Here is a 14,935-nt window from a genome sequence, read left to right as displayed (position 1 = left end):
GCGCTGTTGCTCACCAGGTCGGCGACGAGCACGCGCTGCCCGCCGCGCCAGGCCCGCTCGACCCACTGGTCATACATTTGCTGGTGCGTCAGCGAGTTGTGCGCGGGCCAGTCGGCGAAGGTCGGGTAGCCGACGGGGTCGTGCGGGGCGAACGGGTCGGCGCCCTTGGTGACATTCTCCAGGAGAGCGCCTCGGCCGTCGGGGTAATGGGTGGGGCAGTCCTTGAGCGCGTCGGCGATCCCCGCAGTGCTGAAGGTCGCGCCGCAGAACAGGCCACCACCGAATCCCTCATTGGAGAAGGGATGGCTGTGCGCGTCGATGACGCCACGCACCTCGCCCGGTGCTCGTCTTGCGGTCGTGGGGGCGGTCTGAGGCCCCACGACGCATGGGGCGGGGCGAGTGGCGAGGGATTCTCGGATGAGCCAGCCGGCCTGGGCGGCAGGGGGTAAGGCCCAGGCCGACTGGTAGGAGTGAGGTTACCCGGAGAAGGGCCTGGTGTGGGCCGGTTCGGCGAAATTTCCCGGTACCGCGGGTATCGCCCGGATGACGTCGGTCACGTCCGGCCGGTGAATACGGCATCCAGAGCCGGTATGGCGCGTCGATAGTCGGTTAAGAGGGTGGCGGCGGTGCGGGTGGAGTCGACCAGGGGGTGTTGGGCGAAGGCGAGTTCGGCGGCGCGCGCTGAGCCCGTGGTCGCCGCCTCGATGGCGAGCCGGTCGACGGCCTTGACCTGCTCAACCAGGCCGCGCATCGATCCGGTCAAGGGCGAGGTGGGCAACGGGGTGATCGTGCCGGCGTCGACGTGACAGGGCACTTCGACAACGGCGTCCGCGGGTAGGCCGAGTTGGGCGCCGGCTGCCACGTTGAGGATGAGCGTGGCATCCGCACCGCGGGCCAGAGCCGACATCAACTCCAGGGCCACGCCTTCATACCCTCCGCTGACGAGGTCTTCGGCCGCGCGCTCATTCCCCTCACCGCGCGCCGCGGCGAGATAGGTCGAATTGCGTTCGCGGAGAACGGCTTCCCAGGTGGTGAGCGCGGTGACCGGCGCGAGCAACGCATAGCAGGCGGCTTGCTGGTCGCGTAGGAACTCCCCGCGGGTCGCGCCCTGCTGACCGGCGAGGGCCTCGCGCCGCAGATAGTAGTAGTGCAGGTACTCGTTCGGGATCGCGCTGAGCAGGCGGAGCCAGTCGGCACCGAAAATCTGCGTCTCCTCCAGCGGAGCGAGTGCGGCATCGTCGGCGAGCAGGTCGGGGAGCCGGTCGATGCCGTCGATAGTCAGGCGGTGGAGCCAACCGAGGTGGTTCAGGCCGGAGTAGTCGATCATGCAGTCGCCGAGGTCGTGGCCGAGCGCCCGGGCCGCGCGTCGGGCGAGGCCGACGGGAGAGTCGCAGATGCCGATGACCCGCTCGCCAAGGACCGCCGACATGGCCTCGGTGATCATCCCGGCGGGATTGGTGAAGTTGACCACCCACGCGTTCGGGGCGAGCCCCCGGACGCGGCGGGCCAGGTCGAGGGCCACCGGGATCGTGCGCAGGCCGTAGGCGATCCCCCCCGGCCCGGTCGTCTCCTGGCCGATCAGGCCGTGCGCGATCGCGACGCGCTCGTCGGCGACCCGGCCGGCGAGCCCGCCGACCCGGATTGCGGAGAAGACGAAGTCGGCGCCGTCCAGCGCGACGTCGATGCTGTCGGTCACCTCGATCGTCGGCGGATCGCCGTATGCCGTTCGGTCGGACTGCTCGGCGATGGCGCGCACGACGTGCGCGATGCCCGCCAGGCGGAGGGGGTCGACGTCATACAGGCATACCGTCGTGATGCGTTGCGCGTGAGTGTCGGCGCACAGCGCGCGGTAGACGAGCGGGACGCGGAAGCCCCCGCCGCCGATGATGGCGAGTTTCACGATCACCACTATCGCGTGTTTGCCCGGCGTGGTCGGCGCGGCCTTGGATAATGGCGCGATGCCGGACGTCCGCTTCGATCCGCTGGCCGCGGGACGCACCCCCGACGGCCCAGAGTTCGATGTCTTCATGTCTGGCGTGGTCTTCCTCGACATCATCTTCACCGGCCTCCCCCGGCAACCCGGGCCCGGCACCGAGGAGTGGGCCGACGGGATGGCCTCGTGCCCGGGCGGGATCGCCAACCTTGCCATCGCGGCGCGCCGGCTCGGGTTGCGGACGTCTTTGGCGGCGGCCTTCAGTGAGGACGACTACGGCGACTTCTGTTGGCGCACAATGGAACAGGGCGAGCACATCGACCTCTCACATAGTCGGCGGTTTGCCGACTGGCACAGTCCGGTGACCGTGTCGATGTCCGTCGACCGCGACCGGAGCATGGTCACCCACGGTCATCCTGCGCCGGTGCCGATGGCGGATCTGATCGCCGACCCGCCACGGTCGCGCGCCGTCATGGTCGACCTCGGCGATGGCGAGGACGGACTGTTGCCCGACTGGGTGGGGCGGGCGCGCTCGGCCGGTGCGCTGGTGTTCGCGGACGTCGGTTGGGACGCGACCGAAGCCTGGCGCGAGCAGGTGCTCGACCGGCTTGCGGTGTGCGATGCCTTCATGCCCAATGCGGTCGAGGCGATGGCCTATACCCGGACCTCGACGGCTCAGGAGGCGCTCTATGCCCTGGCCGATCGAGTTCCGCTGGCGGTCGTGACGAACGGGCCGCACGGAGCGCTGGCGATCGATGCGGGGACCGGCGAGGAGGTCTCCGTGCCGGCGTTGCGGGTGGACGCGCTGGACCCGACCGGCGCGGGCGATGTCTTCGGCTCGGCGCTGCTCATCGGGACGCTCGCCGGGTGGCGGCTGGTGGACCGGTTGAACTTCGCCAGCCTGTGTTCTTCGCTGGCGATCCAGCAGTTCGGCGGGTCATTGGCCGCCCCGGGCTGGGGCGATATCGCCGACTGGTGGTACGCGCGGGCGGCCGATCCGTGCCCGAGTGCCTATCACCAGTCGGTGCTGCGGCGCTTCGGCTTCCTCGAGGCGTTGATGCCCTCGGTGCCACCCGAGGCCNAACGTCGAGTGGCCGGTTCAGCCCCGTCGAGTGGCCCCGGTCGCGAAGCGACATGGGCCACTCGACGGGGCTGAATCGGCCACTCGACGGGAGAACTTCGTGGGGTTAATCTCCGCCCATGCCCGTGCGCTCGACGCCCTCGACGATCCAGCGTTGCAGGAAGAGGAACATCAGCAGCAAGGGGGCGATGGCGACCAGGGCCGCGGCGAAGAGGTGGGACAGGTCCACCGATTGGGCGGTCAGGAAGGTCGACAGGGCGATCTGAACCGTCCAGGTCGTCTGCTCACGGCCGATGACCAGTGGCCAGAGGAAGGCGTTCCAGGAGCCGATGAAGGTGATCGTTCCGATCGCGGCGGCGAAGCCGTAGGAGTTGGGCACGACGACCCGCCAGAAGGTTCCCCAGTAGCCGAGCCCGTCGAGGAAGGCCGCTTCCTCGATCTCCTTGGGGAAGCCGAGGAAGAACTGGCGGAAGAGGAAGGTCGCCAATGCCTGGAAGAGTCCGGGGATGATCAGACCGCGCAGGGTCGAGACCCATCCGAGGGTGGAGACCAGCACGAAGCTCGGCACGAAGGTCACTGCCGCCGGGATCAGCAAGGTCGCCGTGATCAGGTAGAAGACCGTGTTGGACCAGCGATACGGGATGCGTGCCAGGCCGTAGCCGGCGAGGCCGGAAAGCGCGAGGACGCCCAGCGTCTGGACGATCGCGATTGCCACCGAGTTGAACAGGCTGCGGGCCATCGGCAGGGCCGGGTCGTTGAAGATCGCGGTGAAATTCTCCGGATGCCAGGACGGCGGCACCCAGTACCACTGCGGCGATCCGAGGTCGCGCTCGGACATCAGCGCATTGCGCAGCAAGAGGTAGAAGGGGATGAGGAAGAGGATCGCGCCGAGGATCAACGCGGTATACCGCACGGCGGTCGCGACCTTGGCGCGCGGGGAGCGGTCGACGACGGCCATCAGTCCTCCCCCCGGAAGCTGAAGAAGCGGTTGAACACCAAGGCGCACATGGCGATCACCAGCGTGAGGATCACCGCACCGGCGCTGCCGTGGCCGAAGTCCTGGCCCTGGCCGAGCGCCACATAGTAGAGATAGACCAGCGGCGGGCGGGCATACGGCGGGTACTGACCGAAGGTGGACAGGATGTTATAGAACTCATCGAACGCCTGAAAGGCGTTGATGAGTAACAGCAGCAGCACGGCGGCCGATGTCGGGCGCAGTTGCGGCAGGGTGATGAAGCGGAACTGCTGCCACGCATTCGCGCCGTCGATCGACGCAGCCTCATACAGAGTCGGCGAAATCCGTTGCAGCGCAGCGAGGAACAGGATCATATAGAACCCGACCTGCAGCCACAGCCGCGCGGTGACGATGACCAGCCAGTACCACGGCGGTTTCGTGACCGACAGGAACGGGATGGCGTCGTGGCCGACCACGCCGATGGCGGCGTTGACCATGCCGGACGGCACGCCAGCGAAGATCGACATCTTCCAGATCAGGGCGGCCACGACATACGAGCACGCGGTCGGGAGGAAGAAGACCGAGCGGAAGAAGGTCTGCATGACCTTGGTGCGCGCGACCAGGAAGGCGGTGAGAAGGGACAGCGCGAAGGTCGTCGGCACGATGACGGCAGCGAATACCACGAAGGTCCACAGGCTCGAGCGGAATGCGCTGTCGCGCAACATATCCACGTAATTGCCCGCGCCGACGAAGGTGCTCGGCGTGACCGTGTTGTAGGCCTCGAAGAAGCTGAGATAGATCGACCAGAGAATCGGGATGTAGATGAAGACGATCAGCCCGATGACGAAGGGCCCGACGAAGACCCAGAACCACAGGTTCTGATTCTGGCGACCGCGTAGGCGTTGCCCGAGCGGTGCCCGCGTCGCCGCGGTCACCGCCCGGGCAGCGACATCCGTGCCGGCCGGAGTGGCGGTCACGGCATCAGCCCAGGACGCGCTTGACCTCGGCCTCGGCGACCGCCTTGACCTTGGCGATCTCAGCCTTGGCGTCGGCGCCGTCCTTGACGACCTTGGTCATCATGTCGCTGAAGGCGGTGGCGCACTTCGGGGTCCACAGGATCTGGTTCTGGGCGTGGCCGAACTCCTGCGCGGCCGCGGCGGCGTCCTTGGCGGGCCCGCTCTCCAGCGTCTTCGCCTTCGCGGCCAGGCTCGCGCGCGCCGGGATGTGGAACCCGTATGCCGTGGCGAAGTCGAGTTGCTTGTCGGTCTGGTCGACCCACAGCCACTTGGCGAATTCCTTTGCGGCGTCGACATTCTGGGACTTGGCGTTGACGCAGGAGCCGTAGGCACCGACGACGACCGACTGCTTGCCGCCCGGCATCGCCGGCCACGGGATGGCGCCGTAGTCGTCGCCGAGTTCCTTGGTGATGCTGGGGAAGGTCCACAGGCCGGTGAACTGCATCGCGGTCAACCCGGTCGTCAGGGCCGACGCGTCATACCAGTCCTTGGGCGCCGCGAGCAGGAGGTATTTGCTGGTGAACATCTCGCGCAGCTTGCCCAGCGCGGCGACCGCCTTCTCGTCGTCGAAGCCGAAGGAGCCGTCGTCCTTGAGGTAGTCCAGACCGGAGGAGAAGAGCATGGGCCCACCCATCAGGCCCACGCCGCCGTCGTTGCCGAGGAAGAGGCCCTTGGTCTTGTCGACGGTGAGCTTCTCGGCGGCCGTGATCAGCTCATCGATCGTGGTTGGCGGGGTGACACCGGCCTTCTCCAGGAGGGACTTCCGGTAGACGAGGATCTGCATGTCGATGACCTGCGGGATCGCCCAGAGCTTGCCGTCGTAGGTCATCCGCTTGACCATCGCGGGGTTGAAATCGGACTCGGCATCACCGAGCAGGCCGGTCAGGTCGGCGACCTGACCGCCCTTGATCATGTCGATGGTCGGGCCGTTGCCGTATTCGAAGACGTCCGGCCCAGACGAGGTCAGCAAGGACGCCGCCGTCGTCTGGTCGTAGTCGCCCGGCTTCCAGGTCACCTTGACGTCGGCGGCGGTGTAAGCCTTGGCGTAACCCTCGACGGCGGCTTGTGTGCCTTCCTCGCCGTATTGGTGATACCACTGCTGCAGAACGGGTTTCGCGCCGCCGCCCGATGTCGCGCCTCCGCTGCTGGCAGTGCCGGCCGCCGAGGTGGCCGAGGTGGTCGTGGTGCGGCCGGTGTTGCCGCCACAGGCCGCGAGGGCCGAGACGGCCGCGAAACTACCGCCGAGCGCGAGCATCTGGCGCCGGTTGACGTGGGCCTGGTCGGACATCATTCCTCCACTGTCTTCGTGACGCCCGGGCGCGAGTCCGGGCGGCGGCACGCGGGTGCCGCACCCCGACAACCTAGTGCGCGGACCGGCTCGCGGCTGGGAAGCGCGCATCAGGCATGAATAACGATCTTGCCGCTGACAGCGCCGTCGGCGAGCTTGGCAAAACCCTCGCGGGCATCCGCCAGCGCGAGCACCGAGTCGATGCGCGGCTCGATGCCCTTGGCGACGACGAAACGAGCCAGGCGGCCGAGTTCGTCACGGGTGCCCATGGTCGACCCGATCACGCGCAGCTGCTTGAAGAAGATCTTGGTCAGCTCGGCCTTGGCCGGCGCGTCGCCCGAGGTCGCACCGGAGATCACGATGGTGCCGCCGGGGCGGAGCGCGTTGACCGAGTGCGACCACGTCGCGGCGCCGACGGTTTCGAGGACGGCGTCGACGCGCTCGGGCAGTCGAGCCCCCGTTTCGTATGCCGCGTCCGCCCCCAGCGTCAACGCCAGGTCGCGCTTGGCGCCATCGCGGGAGGTCGCCCAGACCCGTAGCCCCGCGGCCGAGCCGAGCTGGATGAGCGCCGTGGCAACGCCGCCGGCGGCGCCCTGGACGAGGACCGTGTCACCCGGATGCACCGCGGCGTTGGTGAACAACATCCGGTAGGCCGTCAGCCACGCCGTCGGCAGGCACGCCGCCTGCTCCCAGCTCAGCCCAGCCGGTTTGGGCACCAGATTGGCGGCCGGGACAGCGACCCGCTGAGCAAGAGTGCCGGGGAGCAGCTCGGAGAGCAGAGTCCGGCGCGGGTCGAGGGTCTCGTCGCCCAGCCAGCCCGGGCTCGGGATCACGGCGTGGACGAGCACCTCATTGCCGTCGGGGTCGGTCCCCGCCGCGTCGCAGCCGAGAATCATCGGCAGCCGGTCCGCGGGCAGGCCGACCCCTTTGAGTGACCACACGTCGTGGTGGTTGAGGGACGCCGCGACAACGTCCACGATCACCCAATCGCCGCGGGCCTCGGGTTCGGGCTGCTCGCCCACGAGGAGCCCGCTGAGCGGGTCGGAGGTGGATTGGCTGACGGCGGCGGCGGCAAGCATTTCGTCACAGTAGTCGCCGCCGGCCGGCCGGACGGGCCGGGGTCACGGGGAGGCGGCCAGGCCGGTGCAGGCGCGGGCTTGATCCCACACTGTGTGCAGGCGGTGGGAGTCCGCCGGTGACACCCGCGCCGGTATGCCGTCCCGTCCGATCAGAAGCGGCAGCCAGGTCGCGTTCGTGACCACGGGCGTCGTGCGGGAGCCCGGACGAGCAGCGCGGGCGGCGGCGGCGTCCACGGTCAGGGTGAGGATGCCGGTTCGGCTGTCGGGTTCCGCCGACCGCCACCACACGAAATTGCCGAGGCCGTAGGCGACGTAGGCGGTCCCGAGCCACCCGGCACCGTTGACCCGGTGGCTGTGGGCGCCGACGATGACGTCCGCTCCGGCCGCTTCCAGGTCCTTGGCCGTCGCGATCGACTGGCCGTCCGGGCACTGCTGATAATCGAGACCCCAGTGCAAATAGACGACGACCAGGTCGACTTCGTCGCGAATCGCCGTGACCGCCTTCACGATCCGGGTGTCGGGCAGCGCACTCGCGACCCCCGCTTTCGTCGCTCCGGCCGAGTAGTTGGCCAGGGTCATCTCGTAGACTTGGTCGGCGCCGAAGACCGCAATTTTCAGGCCGCCGACCGTGAGCAAGGCCGGTGCATAGGCGTCGGATTCGCCCGTGCCGATGCCGACGATCGGTATCGGGCTGCTCGCCCGGGCGGCGAGGGTGTCGCTGAGGCCGTCGGGTCCGAAGTCGACGCCGTGGTTGTTGGCCTCGGTCAGGACGGTCAGGCCGGCGTTGGCGAGCGTGGTCAACGCGGAAGCCGGAGTGCGGAAGTGGAACTCCTTGCCGATCGGCGCGCCTCGCTCGGTGATCGCCGTCTCCAGATTCGCCATCCGCAGGTCAGCGGCGCCCCACAGGGGCTTCAGCGCGGCCAGACCCTCGGGGTCGCCAGCCAACGGACGCAAGTACTCCTCGAAGTGGATGTCGCCGCCGAAGGCCAGCGTGACCGCCCCTCCGGCGTCGCCCGGGGTGGCCGGCGCCACCGACGACGTGCCCGGATCCGAGGACAAGGCCGTGCCGGTCCCGTGGTCAGGGGAAGTGTTTGCCGCGCCGGGGCCCATTGACGACTCGGCGCTCCGGCTGGGCGAGGGTGACGATGTGCTCGCGACGCCGCTCCCTCCGCTCCCGCCGCACCCGGCGAAGGCGAGGACAGCCGCGGCGGCGAGCGCACGGCATACGGGACGGCGCATGACGGGCAGTGTAGGAAGCGCCGGAGCGCGGGCCAGGAATCCCGAGGGCATCCGGGCGCGTCGTCCGAGCCGGCAGAACGGGACGCGGCCTACGATCCCAGCGTGGCGTGGGCACGGTTCGGGGCGATGACGGCATACGACCCCGCCGAAGTCGTCACCGATATCGACCGCATCGACGGCGGGTTCTGGGCGGTCGTCATCGACTTCGAGTCGACGATGACGGCTATCCGCTTCACGCACCGCGGGCGGCGCACGATGACCCGTCCGCCGGGAGATCGCCCGTGGACGCCGCTCGATCAGCAGTGGCGCACCAGCCTCGATCATCAGGCGTATGTCGGCGGGGTAACCCGCATCCGCGAACTCATCGCCGCGGGCGAGGTCTATCAGGTCAACCTCTGCCGCATCCTGAGCCACGACCTGCCCGACGATGCCTACCTGCCGGCCCTGGCGCGCCTCTTGCGCCGCGGCAACCCGGCCCCGTATGAGGCGCTCATCCACGCGCCGGAACTTGGCGTCGACATCGTCTGCGCTTCGCCGGAGCGCTATTTGTGGCGAGGTGGGGAGCGGGTCGTCTCCAGCCCGATCAAAGGGACTGCGGTGACGGCGGCCGAGATGCTGCCCAAGGACTACGCCGAGAACGTCATGATTGCCGACCTGGTGCGCAACGATCTCCAACACGTTTGTGAGCCCGGCTCGGTCGTCGTCGAGGACCTCTGCGGCGTCGAGGCGCACCCGGGGCTGGTGCACCTCGTCACCAATGTCGCCGGGCGCTTGCGCCGGGGCGTGAGTTGGCGGGACGTGCTCGACGCGAGTTTCCCGCCCGGATCTGTCTCGGGCGCGCCCAAATCCTCCGCCCTGACCACGATCACGGCGCTCGAACCGGTGCCCCGCGGACCCTACTGCGGCGCGATCGGCTGGATCGACGCCGATCGGGGGGAGGCGGAACTCGCAGTGGGCATCCGGACGTTCTGGGCCACGCAGGCATACGGGCGCAGAGTGCTGAATTTCGGCGCCGGCGCGGGGATCACGTGGGGCTCGGATCCGGAAGCGGAGTGGCAGGAGACGCAGTTGAAAGCACGCCGATTGATCGGTCTGGCGTCGGGGGGAGTGGCACCATGAACAGCGTGATTCGCGCGTGGGTCAATGGCGACCTTGTTGACACGACCGCTCCTGCCATCTCGGCGATCGACCACGGGGTAACCGTTGGCGACGGCGTCTTTGAGACGTGCAAGATCGAGGCGGGCGTCCCGTTTGCGTTGACGCGGCACTTCCGTCGGCTCGAGCGCAGCGCCTCGGGACTGGGGTTGGGGCCGCTGGATCTGCCCTACGTGCAGAAGGGGATCGACGCCGTCCTGAGCGCCGGCGAACCGATCGCCTTCGGCCGGCTGCGGTTCACGGTGACCGGCGGACGGGGGCCGCTCGGCTCGGATCGGCATACGGACACTGAGTTGACGTATGTCGTCACCGCCGCCTCGCAGGCGCGCCCCAGCCGCGCGGCACACCTTGCCGTGACGCCGTGGACGCGCAACGAGCGCTCCGCCGTCGCCGGCCTGAAGACGACGTCGTATGCCGAGAATGTCGTCGCGCTCGCCTTCGCTCACGAGCGCGGCGCGATTGAGGCGGTCTTTGCCAACACCCGCGGTGACCTGTGCGAATGCACGGGGAGCAACATCTTCGTGGTGGTTGGAGAGCAGGTGTGTACCCCGCCGCTGTCCTCGGGCGCACTGGCCGGGATCACCCGCGAGTTGACGATTCAGTGGTGCCGCGACGCCGGCATACCGGTTGCGGAGGAGTCCTTGTCGCTGGGGGTATTGCGCACGTGCGACGAGGTATTCATCACCTCCAGTCTGCGCGATGTGCACGGGGTGGAACGGATCGATGAACGGATTCTGCCCGCGCCCGGACCGGTAACCGCGCGGATCGCGGCGATCTTCGCGGAACGGGCGGCTGCCGAGGTCGATCCGTGATCGCTGCGGGGGAGCAGGCAATGGACGGGGAGGACGTGCACGAGACGGGGGTGGGCGAGGCGGACGGACGCGAGGCTGGTGACCGGGTGCCCGGGGGCCGCGGAACTCGGGGGTCAGCGGTGGCCGGTGCGGCGGTGGACCGGAACGAGATCGCCCGCCACGACCGGGGCATCCTGCTCGATGCCGAGGACGACGACTGGGCGTGGCGGCGACGGCTGCGTGCGAATCCGGCGACGGCGCGGCTCTATCGGCTGTTCATCGGGGTGCTCGGGCTGGTCATCGTGGTTGGCGGGTTGCTACTGGTGCCGCTGCCTGGGCCGGGCTGGGTGATCGTCTTCGCGGGGCTCGCGATCTGGGCCAGCGAGTTCGAGTGGGCGCAGCGGCTGCTCGACTATGCCAAGGACAAGTTGCGCGCGTGGAACGGGTGGGTCCGCGCGCAGGCGCTCTGGCTGCAGGCGCTCGCCGCACTCGCGACCATGGCCTTTGTGCTGCTGGTGATCTGGGCGATGCTGAAGATTTCCGGCGTGCCCGGGTTCCTGCCCGATGGCGTCGAGTATTTCTTGCAGAACACCCTCGCGCTCTGACCCCGTCGAGCGGGCAAATTTCGCGCGCCCAGAGTGGAATCCGCGGCGTCCGGAGGGTGGACGTGAAGGTGGGCCCCATCGCGGACGCCCGGAGGGTGGACGTGAAGGTGGGCCCCATCGCGGACGCCCGGAGGGTGGACGTGAAGGTGGGCCCCATCGCGGAGGCCCGGAGGGTGGACGTGAAGGGACTCGAACCCCTGACCTCTCGCGTGTGAAGCGAACGCTCTAACCAACTGAGCTACACGTCCGTGGCGCCGCAGCGCCAAGTGAGAGTACCCGCCCGGGCGCGGCGACGAGAAATCGGCCTCTCGACGGGGCTGAACCGGCCCCTCGACGGGGCTGAACCGGCCTCTCGACGGGGGGCGGGGTGGGGCGGCGGCGAAATGGAGCGCTAAGCCAATGCGCAGGCGCAGTCGCGCACAATAGGGGTGTGCAAGGGTTCCTCAGCGGTGTGCTTAACCAGCCCGCATGGCTGATCTATCTGATCACGGCCCTGATTGTCTTCGCAGAGGACGCCCTCTTCGTCGGCTTCATTCTCCCGGGAGAGACCGCCGCGATCCTCGGTGGCGTGTCGGCGCACTACGGGCATACGTCCTTGGTGTGGATGATCCTCGTCGTCGTGGCCGCCGCGATCATCGGCGACACCGTGGGGTTCGAGGTCGGCAAGCACTTCGGTCCGCGCCTGCTCAGCCACGGCCGGCTCGCCAAGCACGCGCACCGCGTCGAGGGCGCCCAGAGCTTCCTGCGCCGGCGCGGCGGCGCCGCGGTCTTCCTGGGCCGGTGGACGGCCTTCTTCCGGGCGATGATGCCGGCCCTCGCCGGTGCCGCCCGGATGCATTACCCGAAGTTCGCGATCTGGAATGCAACTGGCGGAATCGCCTGGGGCACAACGGTTGTCGTAGCCGGCTATCTCGCCGGGGCGAGCTACGAGAAGGTCGCGCACCAACTCGGGCGCGGCACCGCGATCGTCGTCGCGGCCGTCGTGGTCGTCGGCCTGGTCCTCTGGCACTTCCGGCGCGAGCGCACCGCAGCCGCGGAGTGAGTGCTCGTATGACCGTGCTCGCCGACCCGCGCGTCGTCGCCATCCGCATCCACCCGGTCAAGGACGAGCCGGGCGTGGAACTCGCCAATGCCGTGGTCGAGATCGACGGCCTTGCCGGCGATCGCCGCAAGAAGGCGGCCGTGCATCTCGTGGGCCTGCCCGAGGCCGCGACCACACGGGCGAACCTCGTCATCGACATCCCGACCGATCGTCTCGCCGAGTTGGTGGGGCGCACCGTGGCGGTCGGCAGCGCCACGCTCGCGATCACACGCACCGCCGGCAATTGCGCGGGGGTCTACGCCGACGTCCGGACGCCCGGCATGATCACCATCGAGGACCGTTTCGACCTCGTGGACTGATCAACCCTGAGCGCGTCCGCGCCGGAAAGCCGTGGACGTGCCGTGCCAGGCCAACTCCGTCAAGGCGTCGACCACGTCTTCGGCAGGGAGCTTCGGCTCGCTGTGCAACCAGGCCAGCACTCCGGTGCGGACCAGCCCGACCGTTGCCGCAGCCCAGAGATCCAGCGTCCCCGCGGGCATGTCGGCAACCGCCTTGGCTCGCTCCAGCAAGAAACGAGTCTGTGCGGCAACAGATTTCGACACACGTCCCGGGCCGAGGACCGCGCGGGGCATCGAGGGTGCGCGCGTGAGGAAGTGATAGAGGTTCGCGTCCCGCTCGACGAAGCTCACGAACGCGGCAACGGCCGCGCGGATGACTTCACGGGGATGCGGATCGCCGTCGACAGTGGCAAGGGTCTGGCCCACCTCGCCGATCAGCAACTCCTCGATCCGGTCGACGATCGCCTCATGCAGCCCGGCCCGGTCGCCGAAGTATCGGTAGAGCACCGTCTTGGACGTCCCCGCCTCCGCCGCAAAGGCATCCATGCCCAGATCGGTGCCGTGACGGCGGATCGCCTCGATGGCCATCTCGATCAATTCGGCGCGGCGCGCCTTGCGCGGAGCCTCCCAGCGGCGGCTGCGACCGTCGACCCGCGGCGGGGTGGGATCACTCACACGACGGAACGTTACCAAGCGTAGGCAGGTGTTTGTTGGCGGCGTGGACATAGTCGCGATCGACAACCTGTCCGATACTCGCCGTTCGAGGTCGTCATGCCCCCAGGACCCCCGCAGCGGGCCGCCGTGCTCGGCGGCAACCGCATTCCGTTCGCCCGGCAATTCGGCCCCTATCCCGAGGCCACCAACCAGGACATGCTCACCGCCGCTCTCGACGGCCTGGTCGCCCGGTTCGGGCTGGCCGGTGAGCGATTGGGTGAGGTGGTCGCCGGCGCGGTCGTCAGACACTCCCGCGATCTCAGCCTGACCCGCGAGGCGGTCCTGAGTTCGGCGCTGGCGGCGACCACGCCGGCATACGATGTGCAACAGGCGTGCGGGACAGGCCTGCAGGCGACGATGCTGCTGGCCAACAAGATCGCCCTGGGCCAGATCGACGCCGGGGTCAGCGGGGGCGTGGAGTCGGCCTCCGATGCCCCGGTCACGGTCAGTGAGCCGCTGCGACGCAGTCTGTTTCGCGCCGCAGCGGGCCGCAGTACCGCTGCCAAGGCGAAGGCCCTCGCCGGCATCCGACCGACACACCTGAGCATCGCAACGCCGACCAATGGCGAGCCGCGCACCGGCCTGTCCATGGGCGAGCACATGGCGATCACGGCACGCGAGTGGGGCATCGGCCGGGAGGACCAGGACGCCCTGGCCGCCGCGAGCCACCAGCGGCTGGCTGCGGCCTACGAGCGCGGGTTCTTCGACGATCTGATCACGCCCTACCTCGGGCTGAGCCGCGATCAGAACCTGCGGCCGGACTCCACCCCCGAGAAGCTCGCGACACTTCGACCGGCCTTCGGCAAGGGTGATCGCGCCACCTTGACGGCCGGGAACTCGACCCCAATGACCGACGGCGCATCGACCGTCCTGCTCGCCACTGATCGATGGGCGCAGGACCGGGGTCTGCGGCCACTGGCGTATGTCGTGGACGGCGAGACCGCCGCCGTTGACTTCGTCACGGGGCGCGACGGACTACTCACCGCCCCGGTTTTCGCCCTGCCGAGACTGCTGGCGCACGGGGATGCGACTGCAGGACTTCGCGCTCGTCGAGATCCACGAGGCCTTCGCCGCCACCGTCCTCACCACGCTCGCGGCCTGGGAGTCCGCCGAATTCTGCCGGGCCCGACTGGGCCTGGATGCGCCGATCGGGGCGCTCGACAGCAGGCTCCTGAATGTCAAGGGCTCATCCCTCGCGGCCGGGCACCCGTTCGCCGCGACTGGCGGCCGAATCGTCGCGTCACTGGCAAAGATGCTGCACGAGAGGGGAACCGGGGCGCGGGAATTGATTTCGATCTGCGCCGGCGGGTGGCCAAGGTGTGCTGATGATCCTCGAGGCAGCCTGAGATGACGGACAGCTATTCGACCTTCGTCGACTCCGGGATCGGCGCCAAGCTTGCGGGCGCGTTGGGCCTGCCACGCCCGCGGTGCTCCGGCGGCACCGGCCCGGTGCCCTGCTGACACCGGGTGCGGAGTTGGTGGACGGGCACGGCTTCGCCTCACTGGCCGAGGAAGTCCGGAAGTTGCTGGGGGGAGAGTGGGACATTCCCGTTGCCAGGCAGGTGTCGACCTCAGTCTCCGCGGTGTTGCTCGACCTGACCGAGCTCGCCACGCCCGCGTCCTGCTCATCGGACGCCCACCGTTGGCGGGCGGCGAGCCGGGACAAGCGGCGGCACGTGCGGCGCTGACCGGCATCGTG

At 68.9% G+C, this 14,935-nt stretch carries 14 protein-coding genes, 1 tRNA gene and 1 pseudogene; 8 read left to right on the top strand and 8 right to left on the bottom strand.

Features of this window, described 5'->3' with window-relative positions:
* Positions 1-553: 553 nt before the first annotated feature.
* On the bottom strand, positions 554-1,900 hold the full coding sequence (locus ABD209_RS06875; RefSeq protein WP_344063977.1) for a family 4 glycosyl hydrolase: 1,347 nt from the start codon (positions 1,898-1,900) through the stop codon (positions 554-556).
* On the opposite strand from ABD209_RS06875, the gene ABD209_RS06870 reads away from it, so the two are divergent.
* On the top strand, positions 1,884-3,089 hold the full coding sequence (locus tag ABD209_RS06870) for a carbohydrate kinase family protein (RefSeq protein ID WP_425564594.1): 1,206 nt from the start codon (positions 1,884-1,886) through the stop codon (positions 3,087-3,089). The two genes, ABD209_RS06875 and ABD209_RS06870, sit on opposite strands and share 17 nt — an antisense overlap.
* A gap of 31 nt (positions 3,090-3,120) precedes the next feature.
* Here ABD209_RS06870 and ABD209_RS06865 read toward each other — a convergent pair whose 3' ends face one another.
* The 5 genes from ABD209_RS06865 to ABD209_RS06845 form a co-directional block, all read right to left on the bottom strand.
* Positions 3,121-3,972: a carbohydrate ABC transporter permease gene (locus ABD209_RS06865; RefSeq protein ID WP_344063971.1), complete on the bottom strand. Its 852-nt coding sequence runs from the start codon at positions 3,970-3,972 to the stop codon at positions 3,121-3,123.
* On the bottom strand, positions 3,972-4,946 hold the full coding sequence (locus tag ABD209_RS06860; RefSeq protein ID WP_344063968.1) for a carbohydrate ABC transporter permease: 975 nt from the start codon (positions 4,944-4,946) through the stop codon (positions 3,972-3,974). Before ABD209_RS06860 ends, ABD209_RS06865 begins: the two co-directional genes overlap by 1 nt.
* Before the next feature lie 4 nt (positions 4,947-4,950).
* Complete coding sequence (locus ABD209_RS06855) at positions 4,951-6,276, bottom strand: ABC transporter substrate-binding protein (RefSeq protein ID WP_344063965.1); 1,326 nt, start codon at positions 6,274-6,276, stop codon at positions 4,951-4,953.
* Positions 6,277-6,383: 107 nt separating this feature from the next.
* Positions 6,384-7,352 (bottom strand): zinc-binding dehydrogenase, encoded by a 969-nt coding sequence (locus tag ABD209_RS06850; protein WP_344063963.1) that lies wholly within the window; start codon positions 7,350-7,352, stop codon positions 6,384-6,386.
* A gap of 42 nt (positions 7,353-7,394) precedes the next feature.
* Positions 7,395-8,591, bottom strand: coding sequence for a CapA family protein (locus ABD209_RS06845; protein WP_344063960.1), 1,197 nt, complete (start codon positions 8,589-8,591; stop codon positions 7,395-7,397).
* Between the two features lie 102 nt (positions 8,592-8,693).
* Between ABD209_RS06845 and ABD209_RS06840 the strand changes: the two genes are divergently transcribed.
* From ABD209_RS06840 to ABD209_RS06830, 3 genes are read left to right on the top strand one after another with little or no spacing between them, the layout of a single operon-like run.
* The gene (locus ABD209_RS06840) at positions 8,694-9,710 is read left to right on the top strand and encodes a chorismate-binding protein (protein WP_344063957.1); all 1,017 of its coding nucleotides are present in this window, start codon (positions 8,694-8,696) and stop codon (positions 9,708-9,710) included.
* On the top strand, positions 9,707-10,558 hold the full coding sequence (locus ABD209_RS06835; RefSeq protein ID WP_344063954.1) for an aminotransferase class IV: 852 nt from the start codon (positions 9,707-9,709) through the stop codon (positions 10,556-10,558). The genes ABD209_RS06840 and ABD209_RS06835 overlap by 4 nt, the downstream gene beginning before the upstream one ends.
* On the top strand, positions 10,555-11,142 hold the full coding sequence (locus ABD209_RS06830) for a TIGR02611 family protein (RefSeq protein WP_344063951.1): 588 nt from the start codon (positions 10,555-10,557) through the stop codon (positions 11,140-11,142). The genes ABD209_RS06835 and ABD209_RS06830 overlap by 4 nt, the downstream gene beginning before the upstream one ends.
* A 174-nt stretch (positions 11,143-11,316) precedes the next feature.
* On the opposite strand, the gene ABD209_RS06825 is transcribed toward ABD209_RS06830, so the two are convergent.
* Positions 11,317-11,390, bottom strand: a tRNA-Val gene (locus tag ABD209_RS06825).
* A 182-nt stretch (positions 11,391-11,572) separates the two neighbouring features.
* Between ABD209_RS06825 and ABD209_RS06820 the strand changes: the two genes are divergently transcribed.
* Together ABD209_RS06820 and ABD209_RS06815 are read left to right on the top strand one after the other, a co-directional pair.
* Positions 11,573-12,184, top strand: coding sequence for a DedA family protein (locus tag ABD209_RS06820; protein WP_344063948.1), 612 nt, complete (start codon positions 11,573-11,575; stop codon positions 12,182-12,184).
* Positions 12,185-12,192: 8 nt separating this feature from the next.
* Positions 12,193-12,543, top strand: a complete 351-nt coding sequence (locus ABD209_RS06815) for a hypothetical protein (protein ID WP_344063946.1) — start codon at positions 12,193-12,195, stop codon at positions 12,541-12,543.
* Here ABD209_RS06815 and ABD209_RS06810 read toward each other — a convergent pair whose 3' ends face one another.
* Positions 12,544-13,197, bottom strand: coding sequence for a TetR/AcrR family transcriptional regulator (locus tag ABD209_RS06810; protein WP_344063943.1), 654 nt, complete (start codon positions 13,195-13,197; stop codon positions 12,544-12,546). It abuts the gene before it with no gap.
* Between the two features lie 96 nt (positions 13,198-13,293).
* Between ABD209_RS06810 and ABD209_RS06805 the strand changes: the two are divergent.
* Both ABD209_RS06805 and ABD209_RS19785 read left to right on the top strand, forming a co-directional pair.
* A pseudogene (locus tag ABD209_RS06805) lies at positions 13,294-14,582 on the top strand (acetyl-CoA C-acetyltransferase).
* Positions 14,583-14,663: 81 nt separating this feature from the next.
* Positions 14,664-14,924 carry a hypothetical protein gene (locus ABD209_RS19785; RefSeq protein ID WP_425564593.1) on the top strand — a complete coding sequence of 87 codons (261 nt, stop codon included), beginning with the start codon at positions 14,664-14,666 and terminating at the stop codon, positions 14,922-14,924.
* Positions 14,925-14,935 lie beyond the last annotated feature (11 nt).

The sequence above is a fragment of the Nostocoides vanveenii genome, from assembly GCF_039531165.1.
In the GTDB taxonomy this organism is placed as follows: Bacteria; Actinomycetota; Actinomycetes; order Actinomycetales; family Dermatophilaceae; genus Nostocoides_A; species Nostocoides_A vanveenii.
Note: the sequence above shows the minus strand (reverse complement) of the source record. Positions and strands in the feature narration are given on the sequence as shown.

Excerpts from the sequence above, each read along its gene's own strand:
- ABD209_RS06845 (WP_344063960.1), bottom strand. The coding sequence starts at position 8,591 with ATGCGCCGTCCCGTATGCCGTGCGCTCGCCGCCGCGGCTGTCCTCGCC.
- ABD209_RS06850 (WP_344063963.1), bottom strand. The coding sequence starts at position 7,352 with ATGCTTGCCGCCGCCGCCGTCAGCCAATCCACCTCCGACCCGCTCAGC.
- ABD209_RS06835 (WP_344063954.1), top strand. The coding sequence starts at position 9,707 with ATGAACAGCGTGATTCGCGCGTGGGTCAATGGCGACCTTGTTGACACG.
- ABD209_RS06865 (WP_344063971.1), bottom strand. The coding sequence starts at position 3,972 with ATGGCCGTCGTCGACCGCTCCCCGCGCGCCAAGGTCGCGACCGCCGTG.
- ABD209_RS06815 (WP_344063946.1), top strand. The coding sequence starts at position 12,193 with ATGACCGTGCTCGCCGACCCGCGCGTCGTCGCCATCCGCATCCACCCG.
- ABD209_RS06855 (WP_344063965.1), bottom strand. The coding sequence starts at position 6,276 with ATGATGTCCGACCAGGCCCACGTCAACCGGCGCCAGATGCTCGCGCTC.